The sequence below is a fragment of the Haloarcula sp. H-hyl2 genome (genome assembly GCF_056934385.1).
On sequence record NZ_JBRIIJ010000001.1, the window covers coordinates 171,106 to 184,307 of the forward strand.

The 13,202-nt window shown below is 66.8% G+C and carries 18 protein-coding genes; 9 read left to right on the plus strand and 9 right to left on the minus strand.

The window, feature by feature from the left end; all coding sequences use genetic code 11:
• Positions 1-31 precede the first annotated feature (31 nt).
• From Hhyl2_RS00940 to Hhyl2_RS00955, 4 genes are all read left to right on the plus strand, one after another.
• Positions 32-1,000 (plus strand): transcription initiation factor IIB, encoded by a 969-nt coding sequence (locus Hhyl2_RS00940; protein ID WP_483548833.1) that lies wholly within the window; start codon positions 32-34, stop codon positions 998-1,000.
• A 66-nt stretch (positions 1,001-1,066) separates the two neighbouring features.
• Positions 1,067-1,951: a methyl-accepting chemotaxis protein gene (locus Hhyl2_RS00945; RefSeq protein ID WP_483548834.1), complete on the plus strand. Its 885-nt coding sequence runs from the start codon at positions 1,067-1,069 to the stop codon at positions 1,949-1,951.
• 37 nt (positions 1,952-1,988) lie between these two features.
• Positions 1,989-3,023: a DNA-methyltransferase gene (locus Hhyl2_RS00950; protein WP_483548835.1), complete on the plus strand. Its 1,035-nt coding sequence runs from the start codon at positions 1,989-1,991 to the stop codon at positions 3,021-3,023.
• Positions 3,024-3,046: 23 nt separating this feature from the next.
• Positions 3,047-3,736 carry a type I 3-dehydroquinate dehydratase gene (locus Hhyl2_RS00955; RefSeq protein ID WP_483548836.1) on the plus strand — a complete coding sequence of 230 codons (690 nt, stop codon included), beginning with the start codon at positions 3,047-3,049 and terminating at the stop codon, positions 3,734-3,736.
• Positions 3,737-3,741: 5 nt separating this feature from the next.
• Here the strand turns inward: Hhyl2_RS00955 and Hhyl2_RS00960 are convergent, their stop codons facing one another.
• Positions 3,742-3,945 carry a DUF8007 family protein gene (locus Hhyl2_RS00960; RefSeq protein ID WP_483548837.1) on the minus strand — a complete coding sequence of 68 codons (204 nt, stop codon included), beginning with the start codon at positions 3,943-3,945 and terminating at the stop codon, positions 3,742-3,744.
• A gap of 197 nt (positions 3,946-4,142) precedes the next feature.
• On the opposite strand from Hhyl2_RS00960, the gene Hhyl2_RS00965 reads away from it, so the two are divergent.
• Together Hhyl2_RS00965 and Hhyl2_RS00970 are read left to right on the plus strand one after the other, a co-directional pair.
• Positions 4,143-4,757 carry a DUF8052 family protein gene (locus Hhyl2_RS00965; RefSeq protein ID WP_483548838.1) on the plus strand — a complete coding sequence of 205 codons (615 nt, stop codon included), beginning with the start codon at positions 4,143-4,145 and terminating at the stop codon, positions 4,755-4,757.
• The gene (locus Hhyl2_RS00970) at positions 4,754-5,383 is read left to right on the plus strand and encodes a DUF6517 family protein (RefSeq protein WP_483548839.1); all 630 of its coding nucleotides are present in this window, start codon (positions 4,754-4,756) and stop codon (positions 5,381-5,383) included. The genes Hhyl2_RS00965 and Hhyl2_RS00970 overlap by 4 nt, the downstream gene beginning before the upstream one ends.
• A 30-nt stretch (positions 5,384-5,413) precedes the next feature.
• Here the strand turns inward: Hhyl2_RS00970 and Hhyl2_RS00975 are convergent, their stop codons facing one another.
• The 6 genes from Hhyl2_RS00975 to Hhyl2_RS01000 form a co-directional block, all read right to left on the minus strand.
• Positions 5,414-7,243, minus strand: a complete 1,830-nt coding sequence (locus Hhyl2_RS00975) for a carbon starvation CstA family protein (RefSeq protein WP_483548840.1) — start codon at positions 7,241-7,243, stop codon at positions 5,414-5,416.
• Positions 7,244-7,316: 73 nt separating this feature from the next.
• Positions 7,317-8,291 carry an ArsA family ATPase gene (locus Hhyl2_RS00980; protein WP_483548841.1) on the minus strand — a complete coding sequence of 325 codons (975 nt, stop codon included), beginning with the start codon at positions 8,289-8,291 and terminating at the stop codon, positions 7,317-7,319.
• Between the two features lies 1 nt (position 8,292).
• On the minus strand, positions 8,293-8,589 hold the full coding sequence (locus Hhyl2_RS00985) for a DUF7990 family protein (RefSeq protein ID WP_483548842.1): 297 nt from the start codon (positions 8,587-8,589) through the stop codon (positions 8,293-8,295).
• A gap of 43 nt (positions 8,590-8,632) precedes the next feature.
• Entirely contained in the window at positions 8,633-8,857 is a 225-nt protein-coding gene (locus Hhyl2_RS00990; protein WP_483548843.1) for a hypothetical protein, read from the minus strand.
• An 80-nt stretch (positions 8,858-8,937) separates the two neighbouring features.
• Positions 8,938-9,348 (minus strand): SRPBCC family protein, encoded by a 411-nt coding sequence (locus tag Hhyl2_RS00995; protein ID WP_483548844.1) that lies wholly within the window; start codon positions 9,346-9,348, stop codon positions 8,938-8,940.
• Between the two features lie 42 nt (positions 9,349-9,390).
• Positions 9,391-9,708, minus strand: coding sequence for a hypothetical protein (locus Hhyl2_RS01000; RefSeq protein WP_483548845.1), 318 nt, complete (start codon positions 9,706-9,708; stop codon positions 9,391-9,393).
• Between the two features lie 99 nt (positions 9,709-9,807).
• On the opposite strand from Hhyl2_RS01000, the gene Hhyl2_RS01005 reads away from it, so the two are divergent.
• From Hhyl2_RS01005 to Hhyl2_RS01015, 3 genes are all read left to right on the plus strand, one after another.
• Positions 9,808-9,987 (plus strand): DUF8107 family protein, encoded by a 180-nt coding sequence (locus Hhyl2_RS01005; RefSeq protein WP_483548846.1) that lies wholly within the window; start codon positions 9,808-9,810, stop codon positions 9,985-9,987.
• Between the two features lie 90 nt (positions 9,988-10,077).
• A complete protein-coding gene (locus Hhyl2_RS01010) occupies positions 10,078-10,494 on the plus strand; it encodes a zinc ribbon domain-containing protein (RefSeq protein WP_483548847.1) in 417 nt (138 codons plus the stop codon).
• Complete coding sequence (locus tag Hhyl2_RS01015) at positions 10,491-11,762, plus strand: MFS transporter (protein ID WP_483548848.1); 1,272 nt, start codon at positions 10,491-10,493, stop codon at positions 11,760-11,762. Before Hhyl2_RS01010 ends, Hhyl2_RS01015 begins: the two co-directional genes overlap by 4 nt.
• 27 nt (positions 11,763-11,789) lie before the next feature.
• On the opposite strand, the gene Hhyl2_RS01020 is transcribed toward Hhyl2_RS01015, so the two are convergent.
• Positions 11,790-11,897, minus strand: coding sequence for a fasciclin domain-containing protein (locus Hhyl2_RS01020; protein ID WP_483548849.1), 108 nt, complete (start codon positions 11,895-11,897; stop codon positions 11,790-11,792).
• A gap of 62 nt (positions 11,898-11,959) precedes the next feature.
• The gene (locus tag Hhyl2_RS01025; RefSeq protein WP_483548850.1) at positions 11,960-13,126 is read right to left on the minus strand and encodes a 3-dehydroquinate synthase II; all 1,167 of its coding nucleotides are present in this window, start codon (positions 13,124-13,126) and stop codon (positions 11,960-11,962) included.
• Positions 13,127-13,202: the final 76 nt, after the last annotated feature.

Genomic DNA, 13,202 nt, shown 5'->3' on the forward strand with positions numbered 1-13,202 from the left:
CCTGCCCGGTGAGCACCCGCCTTCGCAACCAATGAGCGAACACACCCGCACACGACGACGAACCGAGGAACAGACAGAGGAATCCGAATCTGCCTCGACAGAGACGGCCTGCCCCGAGTGCAGCGGCACGCTCGTCATGGACGACGAACACGGCGAGACCGTCTGCCAGGACTGTGGCCTGGTCGTCGAGACCGACGAGATCGACCGCGGCCCCGAGTGGCGCGCCTTCGACGCCAGCGAGAAAGACGAGAAGTCCCGCGTCGGTGCCCCCACGACGAACATGATGCACGACAAGGGCCTCTCGACGAATATCGACTGGCGCGACAAGGACGCCTACGGCAATTCCCTGTCGGGCAAGCAGCGCCAGAAGATGCAGCGTCTGCGCAAGTGGAACGAGCGGTTCCGTACCCGCGACTCCAAGGAACGGAACCTCAAGCAGGCACTCGGCGAGATCGACCGCATGGCCTCCGCACTCGGCCTGCCCGAGAACGTCCGCGAGACCGCCAGCGTCATCTACCGGCGCGCGCTCGACGAGAACCTCCTGCCCGGACGGTCCATCGAGGGCGTCTCGACCTCCTCGGTGTACGCCGCGGCCCGGCAGGCCGGCGTCCCGCGCTCGCTCGACGAGATCACCGAGGTCTCCCGCGTCGAGAAGAGCGAGATCGCCCGCACTTACCGCTACGTCGTCCGTGAACTCGGTCTGGAGGTCGCGCCGGCCGACCCCGAGAGCTACGTCCCTCGCTTTGCCTCCTCGCTGGAACTCTCCGACGAGGCCGAGCACCGCGCCCGCCAGCTCCTCCAGAACGCCAAGGAGCAGGGCGTCCACTCCGGGAAGTCCCCGGTCGGGCTGGCCGCTGCGGCCGTCTACGCCGCCGCGCTGCTGACCAACGAGAAGACCACCCAGGCCGCGGTCAGCGAGGTCGCCGACATCTCCGAGGTCACCATCCGCAACCGCTACCACGAACTGCTGGAAGCCGAGCAGGACCTCCCGGTCGCCTGATCCGGCGAAATCACCGCTGATAACTGCGGAGGTACGTTTAATTCGCTGGCTCCCGGTCGGTCTCCTATGGCCTCTGATATCGGTAACACCGGCATAGACGGTGTCGGTGACGTTTCCGGCGACAACCTCGGGAACGCGATCGACGAACTGCTCCGGGTCTCTGAGAACGTCTCGTCTAGCTCACAGGAGATCAGCGATCTCGCGGACCAGCAATCCGAGAACATGCGCGAGGTCGCCGGCGAGGTATCGAACCTCTCGGCGACGGTCGAAGAGGTCGCCTCTAGTGCGAGTCAGGTCCGCCAAGTCAGCGACGAGGCCAGGGAACTCGCCGCCGAAGGTCGCGACGTCGCCGACGACGCCATCAGCGCCATGGAGTCCGTCGACGAGGCCAACACAGACGTGTCCGAGGACGTCAAACAGCTCCAGGAGCGGATCGACGAGATCGACGAGATCGTGGAGGTGATCAACGATATCGCCGACCAGACGAACATGCTTGCGCTGAACGCCTCTATCGAGGCCGCCCGTGCCGGCGAAGCGGGCGAGGGCTTCGCCGTCGTCGCCGACGAGGTCAAATCGCTGGCCGAGGAGTCCCAGCAGAACGCGACCGAGATCGAACAGCTCGTCGCCAACATCAAGTCCGACACCGAGGAGACCGTCGACAGCATCGACCACGCCAACGAGCAGGTCGAGTCCGGTATCGAGCAGGTCAGCCGGACCGTCGAGATCCTTCGGGAGATCGACGAAGCCGTCGAGGAGGCCGCCCGCGGTGCCGAGGAGGTCGCCTCCGCGACCGACGAGCAGGCCGCCTCGACCGAGGAGGTCGCAAGCATGGTCGACATGACCGCCGAGAACGCCGAGGAGGTCGCCGAACAGATCGAACAGATCGCCGCGGCCAACCAGGAGCAGACGGCCAAGATCACCGAGGTCCAGAACGAACTCGACAGCCGATAACCGCAAGACACGAGTCACCCCGCCTTCTCGGGCCGGTATGGAGACGACACATCGGGTCGTCACCGGTGACGCCCGCGACCTCTCGCTGCCCGACGACAGCGTCGACCTCGTCGTCACGTCGCCGCCGTACCCGATGATCGAGATGTGGGACGACATCTTCGGGGACCTCGACCCGGCCATCGCCGACGCGCTGGCGACCGACGATGGCGACCGGGCGTTCGAGTTGATGCACGACGTGCTCGACGAGGTCTGGGCGGAGGTCGCCCGCGTTCTCGCTCCGGGTGGCATCGCCTGTCTCAACGTCGGCGACGCGACCCGCTCGCTCGACGACGGCTTTCGCTCGTACCCCAACGCCGCCGAGGTGACCGCACGTGTCACCGACCAGGGACTGCGAGCACTCCCGGACATCCTCTGGCGCAAACCGACCAACAGCGGCGCGAAGTTCATGGGGTCCGGGATGGTCCCGCCCAATGCCTACCCCACGCTCGAACACGAGCACATCCTCATGTTCCGGAACGGGGAGCGCCGCCGCCTCGAACCTGGGGCGACCCGGCGCTACGAGAGCGCGTACTTCTGGGAGGAGCGCAACGAGTGGTTCTCGGACCTCTGGGAACTGCCCGGCGAGACCCAGGACCTCGAAGACGGACTCCGGGACCGCTCCGGTGCGTTCCCGCTGACGGTCCCCTACCGATTAGTCTCGATGTTCTCGGTGTACGGCGACACGGTGCTCGATCCGTTCCTCGGGACCGGCACGACGACGCTGGCGGCGATGATGGCCGGCCGAAACTCCGTCGGCGTCGAGCGCGACCCCGAACTGCTGGCGGCACTGGACGACCGGGTCGAACGGGCGCCAGCACGCTCGCGAGAAATCGCCAGCGAACGGCTGGCTGCCCACCGTGAGTGGGTCAGCGAGCAACGCGAAGCGGGGACCGAACCGGGCTACAGCGCCGAATACTACGACTTCCCGGTCAACACGAAACAGGAGCGCGAGCTCCGTCTCTACGCCGTCGAGGACGTCGACCGAACGGACGAGGGGTATCGCGCCACACACGTCCCCGTCGAGTCATTTTAGTCGCCGTCCGGCCAACGGCGGGTATGGAGTTCGAGACGTTCACGCTGCTGGCGGCGACAGACGACCTCTCGGTCGAACCGGCCGCCCGCGACCACGCCGACGGCGTCGAGTTGCGGATGGACTTCGCGACCGAGCCACTGGCACAGCTCGATGCCTACGACGGCAGCCTTCCCGTGCTCGTCACCAACCGCGTCGACTGGGAGGGCGGCGAGGCCGCCGACACAGCGGGGCGGTTGGACACCCTGGAGCAAGCGCTCGAACACGAAGCTGTCACCGCGGTGGATCTGGAACTGGCGGCACTGGACGGCGGCGGCGACCACGACGCTGGCCGCGTGGCCGACGTGGCCCGCGACCAGGGCGCGTCGGTGGTCGTCTCGACCCACGACTTCGAGGCCACGCCCGCCCAGGCCGCCATCGTCGACCGTCTCGAACGCGCCTGCGAGTACGGTGACGTCGGGAAGATGGCCTCGACGGCCCACTCGCCGGACGACGTCCTGGCGATGCTGGGGGCTACCCGCGAGTGTACGGCGGCGGGCCACCGCGTCGCGACGATGTGTATGGGTGCGGCGGGGCGCCATTCACGGGCGGTCGCGCCGCTGTACGGCTCACGGATCGGGTACGCGCCGGTCGACCCAGCGGACGCGACTGCACCGGGGCAGTACGACCTCGCGACGCTGCGGTCGCTGGTCGAGCAGTTAGAAAGTGAGGCGTGAGTACACTACCGACCGTAGGTCAGGCGCGTCGCCCAGTCGTCCAGTCGCCGTTTGATGCCGGTCAGCCACGCTCCGGGGGAGACGCGCCGGGCGTCGGCGTCGTCGACCTCGATACGGCCGCCGGCGAACAGGTCTTCCCCGTCGCCGTCCGTCGTATCGACGACGGTGGTCATGCTGCACCGGCCACACGCTTCACGGTCGTTCCCCATCGTTCCTTCACAATTGTCGGCGGACGGGAATAAAGCTTGTCGCGAGCGGGCCGACGTTTTACGTGGGACGCCGTTCTGCGCTGTGGTATGTGCTGTCATCACGAGTCGCTCGCGGCTAGCCGACCGGTACGGGACGGGAGCCAGGGGGCCCAACAGAGCGTCGGAGCACCGGTAGCTGTTGCAGCCGAGACAGGGCCATGAGTGGGGCCGACCAGGAGCATTCGGGGGCCGACGCAGCGACCCAGGAGGCCGACCTCCCGACCTGGGAGGACGACTACCTCCAGCGGGTCGCCGAGCGACTCAAGTTCAACTACGACCTGGAACGGGCGTCGACGGCCGGCGGCGAGCGCTTCGATATGTACGGTCGCCTGTCGATCGAGAGCCAGAAGCAGTTCCTCCACCAGTCGATCAACTGGGCCAACTACGAGACGGTCGAGCACCTGTTCGCCCGTCGGGTCGACGGCGTCTCGCGGGCCGACCTCGACGCGCTGGTCGACCTCGGCCACGACCTCGCCGAGGAGTGGATCGAGGCCGACGAGGAACACCAGGGCACCGAGTTCACGTTCGTGCTGGTCGCGCCCCAGATCCCCGACGCGGTCCGGTCGTTCGTCGACGGCTTCCGTGACCGGACACTGTTGCGCTACGGCTACTACGGCGACTACGAGGTCAACCTGGCGGTCGTCGCGCCCGAGCGGGAGGACGTGGTCGCCAGCAGCGAGGCCGACACGGCGGCGGCGTTCGAACTGTGGCGCGACCCCGAGGACGTCGCGCCGTCGGGGCTGCTGGGCCGGCTCAGAGCCTGGCTGGGATGACCCGGCCGGTCCTCGCTTGTCTGCTCGTGCTCGCAGTTACCGCCGGCTGTTCCAGCGGTGGCCCGTCGCGAGCGGTCGTCGAAGGGTCGTCCGCGACGATAGCCGACGGAGCGCTGTCGGCGACCGGGTACGAGCACGTCGGCACGACTACCAGGACACTGAACACGACCGTCCACGCGTCGATCAGCGGCGACGTCCAGCTGAACGCCGACCGGCCGGTCACCGCGACCACGCCCGTCGCGACCTACCGGCGGGCGACCGACGCCGGGCCGGCGCTGGCCCTCGTGGCGACGGCCCCTGCCGTCCGACCGATAGAGAACCAGCCGGTGGTCCGTGACCCCCTGGCGACGCTGTCGACGGCGGCCCTCGTCGAGTACGTCCAGTCGACGTACACCGTCGAAGAACTCTCGAAGAGCGGGAACAGAAATCTTTCCTTCCTGAGTACCAGTATCGGTGCGGGTACCTACACCGCTACTGGCCAGGGCGAGGACCAGTCGACCTCGGTTGGGGTGACCATCGGCACCGTTCGCCACGAGGGGGAGTTCGTCACCGTCGTCGCCGTCCGTCCATCCTCGTCGGCGGATGCCGAGCGGTTCGAGCGACTCCTCGCCGGTGTCACGCACTGAAAAAACGAGTCCGCAGTCGGGTCGTACGGATCAGTCGTCGGCCGGAGCGGCGCTGGGCTGGTCGCGGACCGACTTGATGTTGCTGTAACCGATCCAGACCAGCGACAGGGCCAGGCCGACCAGGACCAGCGCCAGGACGATCTGGACCGCCACCGAGATGCGTGCGAAGATGCCCGCACTCTCGGCGAAGCCGCCCTGGATGAACTGCTGGTAGAGATTCTGGTACAGCGAGAGGTACAGCAGCGCACACACCGTGATGACCGTCATCAGGGCCATCGGGACGCCGGTGCTGATGAGTTGTTTGTCGTCGTCCCAGTTGGCCAGCCAGACGGTCGCAGTCAGCAGCGCCAGCGCGGCCAGGAGCTGGTTGGCGCCGCCAAAGAGCGGCCAGAGACTCGCCCAGGAGCCACTGGCGACCAGTGCGTACGCAAGCAGACACTGGATGGTCGCGTTGCTGTATCGGTTGATGCCGACCTCCTGGATCTGGCGGACGACGACCATGTCGGCGTCGGGCGTCCCGACGATCTCCTCGGCCATGTACCGGCCCAGGCGAACCGCCGTGTCCGTCGAGGTCAGCAGGAAGCTCACCAGGACCAGCGCCATGAACGGCGCGCCGAGCGAGGTCGGGATGCCGAAGCTCGTCAGCATCACGCTCCCGCCGCTGGCGAAGTTCGGGAGCGCACGGCCGATACCGCCGCCGGCCGTGACGCCTGCGACGGCGACGGTCCCCAGCGCGACGGTCGCGAGCAGCCCCTCGCCGAGCATCCCGCCGTACCCGATCGGGCGGGCGTCGGACTCCTTGTTCAATTGTTTGGCCGTGGTCCCCGAGGAGACCAGCGAGTGGAACCCGCTGATGGTCCCGCAGGCGATGGTCACGAACAGGAGCGGGAACAGCGGCAGCCCCGCCGTCCCCATGAACCCGTAGTACGGTTCGAGGTTGATGACCAGCGGCTCGCTCGCGGTCCCCAGCAGCGTGCCGACGATGACCGCAACTAGCGCGCCCCCGACCCCTGCATACAGCAGGAACGACGAGAGGAAGTCACGCGGCTGGAGTAGTGTCCACACCGGGAGCACGGACGCGATGCCCGCATAGACCAGGATAACGGGGATCCAGCCCGCTGTGTTCGCGCCGAGGGTCCCTGCCGCGGGGACCAGCGAGGCCGCGCCAGAGCCCAGCAGGACGATCGTCCCGGCCGGATAGGAGCCGGCTTCGGCGGCCGGGAACAGTGCGATCGGGAAGTTGACGCCGACCCAGACCCCGGCGAACACCGCCGAGACGAAGACGGCTGTGCCGGGCAGGAACGGCAGGTCCAGCTGGTAGAGGTACACCCCGAACACCAGCGCCAGGGCGATGTAGACGAAACTCGCCGTCGCTGCCTGCGGATAGGCGTTGAAGACGATGGCGACGACGAGTGCGAACACCGCGACGACGAGGATGATCGTCAGGAACGCGAACCACAGCAGCATCTTCTTGCCGCGCTCGCCGACGTACTCGCCGATGATGTACCCGATCGACTTCCCCTCGTGGCGGAGGCTCCCCGACAGCGAGACGAAGTCGTGGACGCTCCCCATCAGCGGGTTGCCGATGGCGATCCACAGCAGCGCTGGCACCCACCCCCAGACAACGCCGGCGGTGATGGGGCCGACGATGGGTGCCCCGCCGGCGATGCTGGAGTAGTGGTGCCCCAGCAAGACCGGTTTCTTCGAAGGTACGTATTCCTGTCCGTCTTCGTACTTGTGCGCCGGTGTCTGGTTGGAATCGTCGAGTTCGACGAACTGTGCGAGGTATCTCGAATAGCCGAGATACCCGATACTGAACGTGATGAGCGTCGCCAGGACGAGCCAGATTACCTGTACCATGATAGGATACCTCACGCATGCCTGCGAAGGAAAGATATTTAACAATTATGGGGGATAGCCCGAGAATAACCCCCTATCGGGTCGTCGGCGGTGTCGCCGCTGTCGCGATGGCCAGTTCCGCGGCGACCTCGGCCAGGAGATTCCCTTTCACCTCGGAAACGCGCTGTTCGATGACACCGACGACCGGTTGCTCGAACTCCTCACGGATGCGGTCGAGGCGCTTCTGTTCGGTCCGATGTCGCTCACGAAGGTAGGTCGCCCCGGTTCCGGATTCGCCGTCGTCCGGCGCAGGGGCGACCTTGTTGACGACCAGGCCGCCCACGGTCAGGCCGGCGTCCGTGAGGTCCGTGACGGCACGGTGGGACTCCTCGATGGAGAGTTCGTCCGGGTTGAGCACGAGGTAGAACATCGCCTCCTCGCGGAGGGTCTCACCGGCGAACTCGAAGTTGGCTTTCCGTTCACTGAGCCGCTGGAGGATCGGATCCTCGTCGAGTTTCTCGCGGGCCTCCGTATCTCCGACAGCGGCCTTCTCGAAGAGATCCACGCTCTGTTCGCGTTTCGCTGCCAGCCGTTCGATCCACGATTCGAGGAACTCCGGGAGTGCGAGCAGTCGGAGCGTCCCGCCCGTCGGCGACGTGTCGAAGATGACCCGATCGTACGCCTCGCTGTCGCGCATCACGTCGATGAACCGGTCGAACAGCGCGGCCTCGTAGGCGCCCGGCGTCCGGTGTGCGAGTTCGATCTGGCGGTCGATCTCGTTGACGATTGCGGGGCTCACCTGGTCGGACATCGACTGTTTGATCGACCGCATGTGGCGCTGAACCTCCTCGTCGGGGTCCAGTTCCATCGCCCAGAGGTTCTCGTGTCCTTCGACGGAAGCAGGGTCGTCGTCGAACTGCTGGTCGAAGACGTCCGAGGTGCTGTGTGCGGGGTCGGTCGAGACCAGGAGCGTCCGTAACCCCTCGCCCGCACAGCGCAACCCGTACGCACTGGAGACGGTCGTCTTGCCCACACCACCCTTCCCACCGAAGAAGACGAACTTGTTCATGTCAGAAGTGGTATTGCTGGCCCTTCCGTTCGACGAGCGACTCACGGTCCCACATCCGCCGCTCCCATTGGACGAACTCCTCGGTGAGATACGGCAACAGTTCCGCGGTGTAGTACGAGATAGGGCTCGGAATGCCGAAGGCGTCGGCGAAACAGGCGAACATGAACACGTCTGTCGTGTCCTCGGCCTCCTTCTCGATCTTCTCGAAGGACGGGTGTTCGATCATCCCGTGATAGAGGCCGTGGAGCCACTCCTCCAGCGTGTCCAGATAGGCCTGGATGCGGTCTGCGGAAGTCATGTGTGCGGCTACCACACGCTTCCCTCATACGTGTTCCGGCGGCTCAACACGCACACCCGGTCGACCCAGGGGAGCGCTCGAACCGCATCTGGTCGTCGCACTCCGGACAGGTCGGCGGTTCGGACTCCTCTACCTCCACGTCGCGGATCCGCACGTCGCAGTCGTCACACCAGTACGCACCCTCCGAACGCTCGTCTGTGACGTCACCCCGGTTCGCGGATTCTGTCGACGCCTGCATGATCGCCTTGACGGTCGTCAACATGCCCATGAGGGCACGTTCTGGAGTCTCGAACATAAACGTTCGTGCAGGACTGGGTTCGGGTTGTGGCTGGCTCCAGTCCCGGTCGCTCAGCCCGTCGCGTCGTCGATGCCGTCGAGGAGGCGGTCGAGTTCACCCCGGCGTTTCCAGGCGGCGATGCGGTCGCTCACCGCGGACACCGGGAGGCCGAGGCTGACCGACGAGCGGATGGTGACGTCGCATCCGTGGTCTCGCGGCGCGTAGGACAGTGTCGTCGTCATCGCCTCGAAGGGGCCCTGCTGGCCCACCTGGCGGTACTCGTAGCCGTTCTCCAGCGACTCGAAGACGAACACCGCCTCCATCCCACCGCCGCTCGCGGTCACTCGCACCCCGTCGGTCGTCTCCTCGGTGGCGTCGACGGTGAACGTCCCCTCGTGTTCGAGGACGGTCGGCGGCGAGAGATGGCGTTCGAGTTCCGCCGGCGACCCGTCGACGAACCTGACGCGTTCGACCTCGCGCATGAAGGCTGTCTCACTGCGGGCGGATTTAGTTCCAGGGGTTGATCAGCCTGCGACGAGTGGCAGCGCGAGCACGGCGACGAGCAGGAAGCCGCCGACGAGTCCGTACACCAGCCGTCGGAACCGGACGGGGGCGGGAATCTCGGCTCGCAGCCCTGGTCGCTCCGTCCAGACGTACCGGTAGTACGCGAGGGCTGTCGTCGCGACCGTCACGGCGCCGGCGATCGCCAAACCGACCGGGAGAGATGCGCCGAAGGTCATCACGTAGATGGGGCCAAAGGAGAAACAGAGGGTGAATCCCAGAGCGCTGACCACGAGGAACGGGACCGGATCCACGGGCGTGCCGTCGCTGTTGTGCAACATCATCGTGTCTTGGCGCCGCGAGGGTATGAATGCTATCGTGTCATCGATTGTCCACGAACGTCCCAACAGTTCAAAGTACGTCGCGCTGGCAGAGTCGCTATGGCATCCGACGGGGACATCAGGGTCCTGCTGGTGCTGGATCTGGTCCTCTCTGTGATCTTCAGTACCGTCGTCGTCTGGGGATTGAGCGTCGTCGGGCTAGCTGCGTTCACCGTCGAGACGGTCGCCCTCTGGACGCTCGCGCTGGCCGTGCTGACGTACCTGGTCGTCCTTCGGTAACGGCAGCTCGGGGGCCGCCGGTGGCTGCCCGCACACGGTCCGCCCGGACCTTCGGAAGATATAGGGGCATGGCTGTCACACATCGGAGGTATGACCGATACGGGGCGCAAGCGACCGTGGCTCGCGGTGTTCCTGGCGTTCATCTACCCGGGACTGGGACACGCCTACCTCCGGGAGTGGTTGCGCGCCGTCCTGTGGTTCGGCCTCGTGTTCAGTACCACGACGTTGCTCGTCGGCGAGGGCGACCTCCCCACCGAGTTCTCGGTCGAGGCGTTCCTCGCTGCCTCCCGGAGCCTCCCGATCGAGGTGTCGGTGGCGTTGCTGACGATCACCGTCCTCAGCATGGCCGACGCCTACTGGATGGCCACCCGTGAGAACCAGAGTGTCGCCGTCGAGGCCGACATGCAGTGTCCGAACTGCGGGAAGGAACTGGACGAGGACATCGACTTCTGTCACTGGTGTACAGCCGACCTGTCGACGCCCGAGGACGCTAGCACCGAACGGTGACAGAAGACGGGACGGCCTCGCCCGCGTTCCGCTGGGTGCTCGTCGCCGTCGCCGCCGGTGTGATGGGCGCGGCCGGCACCTACCAGTTCGTCTGGAGTTCGATCAGCGGCGCTGTCGGAACACGAGTCGGTGCGTCGGCGACCGAACTCGGGACGATATTTACTGCCTACGTCGTCGCACAGACCGCGGTCCAGTTCCCCGCCGGGAGTATCAGGGATCGATACGGGCCGCGGGTGATCCTGGCGCTGAGTGGTCTGTTCCTGGCCAGCGGCTACGCCGGTCTCGCGGTCGTCCGGTCGTACCCGCTCGCGGTCCTCGCGTACACGCTGGGTGGGGTCGGCTGTGGCATGGCCTACACCGTCGCGGTCAACACGCCGGTCAAGTGGTTCACTGCCCGCCGGGGCCTGGCGACGGGCGCGGTCACGATGGCCTACAGCGCGGTGAGCGTCGCCGCCATCCCGTTGTTACAGTCCCGGCTGGGCGTCTCGTACCGCGGGACGCTGCTGGCCCTTGCCGCGGCGGTCGGCGGAATGGGGCTGCTCGCCGCAATCGTGCTCAGGGACCCGCCGTCGGGCGAGGCGGCGGCGACTGACGAGGACACGACGACCGGCGACGACACCGTTCGGCTGGACGCGTCCGACGCGGTCGGGTGGCGTTCTGTGGTCCGGACCTGGCAGTTCTGGGTCTTCTACGGCGTCATGCTCGTCGTCAACGGCGTCGGCTTGATGCTCATCGGGCAGTCCGTCGGGTTCACGACGGGCCTGGGGCTCGGACCGGGGACGGCGACCACGGTCGCCTCGGTGATCGCGCTGGCCGACGCGGGCGGGATCGTCGTCGTGAGCGCGCTCTCGGACCGCCTGGGTGGCGAACGGGCTGTCGGTGGCTCACTGCTCCTCTGTGGTGGCTCGCTCGCCGGCGCGGTGATCGTCGGGAGCCGTGGAATCGCGCCGCTGTTCGTCGTGCTGGTCGGGGCGACCGCCTTCTTCCGGAGTCCGGTGTTCGCGGTGTTCCCGTCGCTGATCGGCGAGTACTACGGACGGGCCCGCTCCTCGGAGAACTACGCGCTCGTCTACTCGGCGAAGATCCCCGGTGGCGTCTTCGGCGGGACCGTCGCCGGGTTCATGATCGCCCGTCTGGGTTGGGGGCGGTCGTTCCTCCTCGGGGCCGGCCTCCTCGTCGTCGCCGGTCTCGCGGCACTGGTGCTCCGCCCGGACGGACTCGCCGCCGAGAGACAGCGCGGGACGCCCGAACAGGAACCGGAGCAGTGAGCGACAGACACCCGGCTCCTCGGCTCGCTACGGCAGCAACACGCCGTCGATGACGTGTACTACGCCGTTGGACGCCTCGATGTCCGTCGTCGTGATGCCGATACTCCCGTTCAGCGTCGTCCCGTCGATGGTCACCGTATCGCCCGAGAAACGACGGCTAAGTCCGGATTACCGGCCGATATGCCGACCCGAAGCGATCACTTCTCGATGATGCTCTCTTCGATCTTCTCGCCGAAGTGCGTCGCCGTGTCCTCGTAGTAGACCAGCAGTTCGTCGCCGGGTTCCAGATCCGTCACCGCGGTCCGGCCCTCGCGGGTGTGGACCTTGATCGTCTCGGCGTTCTGGAGGAGCGTCTCGATGCGGTCGCCGTCTTCTGTCTCGGCCTGGACCCGGAACATCGGGCGCTTCTCGATCTTCGCGCGGCCGACGATGGCCTCGCGGGTGTGGCCCTCGCTGTCGACAACCTGGACCTCGTCGCCGGACTGCAGTTCCGAGAGGTACTTCGTGCCGCCGTCGGGCGTGCGGACGTAGGCGTGGACCGCGCCGGCGTTGACCCGGAACGGGCGGGAGGCGACGTAGGGGGACTCGGCGGTCTCGGCGTGGACGAAGAACAGGCCACGGGCCATCGAGCCGACGAGCATCCCCTCGTCGTGTTCCATCAGGTTGCCCGTGTCGATACAGACCCGGTCGGCAGAGCCGGTCTGCTCGACGGCGGTGACAGTCGCGTACTGCAGGTCCAGTTGTTCGCGACCGACGGCATCCCGGACCTCACAGGTCTTGCGGATCTCGTCGACGTCGTCGGTGTCCAGCAGGACGCCGTCGGCGCCGTGTTCGAGCGTCTCGTAGGCGGTGCGGGCGTCCTCGGCGGTCTGGACGCCGGTGATGAGTTCGGTCTCGTCGCCGACCCGCGCGATGAGGTTCTCCAGCGGGATGATCTGCCAGTCCTCACCGATGACGATGGTGAAGTCGGCCTCGGTGGCGACCGCTTCGGCGAAGGCCTCGTAGTCCTCGTCGAAGATCCGGACGTACCCTCCGTCGGTGGTGGTGCCGTTTCGCCGCAGCGTCGAGAGGTCCGCAGAGCCAGAGAAGTCAGAGGGTAGGTCGACGGTGCCGTCGCCCTCGCCGTCCTTCCCGACGATGGTGGCGTCGCTGGCCGACGCCTCCTCCTCGGCCTCCATAACGTGGACGTCGCCGTTCGAGAAGGCGGCGATGTTGACGGCACCGAGTTCCTTCACCCGGTCGACGTCGCTCTCGTCGACCAGGACCCAGTCGACGCCGGCCTCGAGGCCAGCGGTGATGCGTCGCTTCCGTGTCTCCCAGTCGCCGACCTCGTCGTCGGCTTTGAGCCACACGCTTCGTGTCATACGCCCACGTGTGCGACGCCGGGGCTTGAACGTGGCGGATTCAGCAACGCGGGCGCAGTCCCCCGGAACGACGACT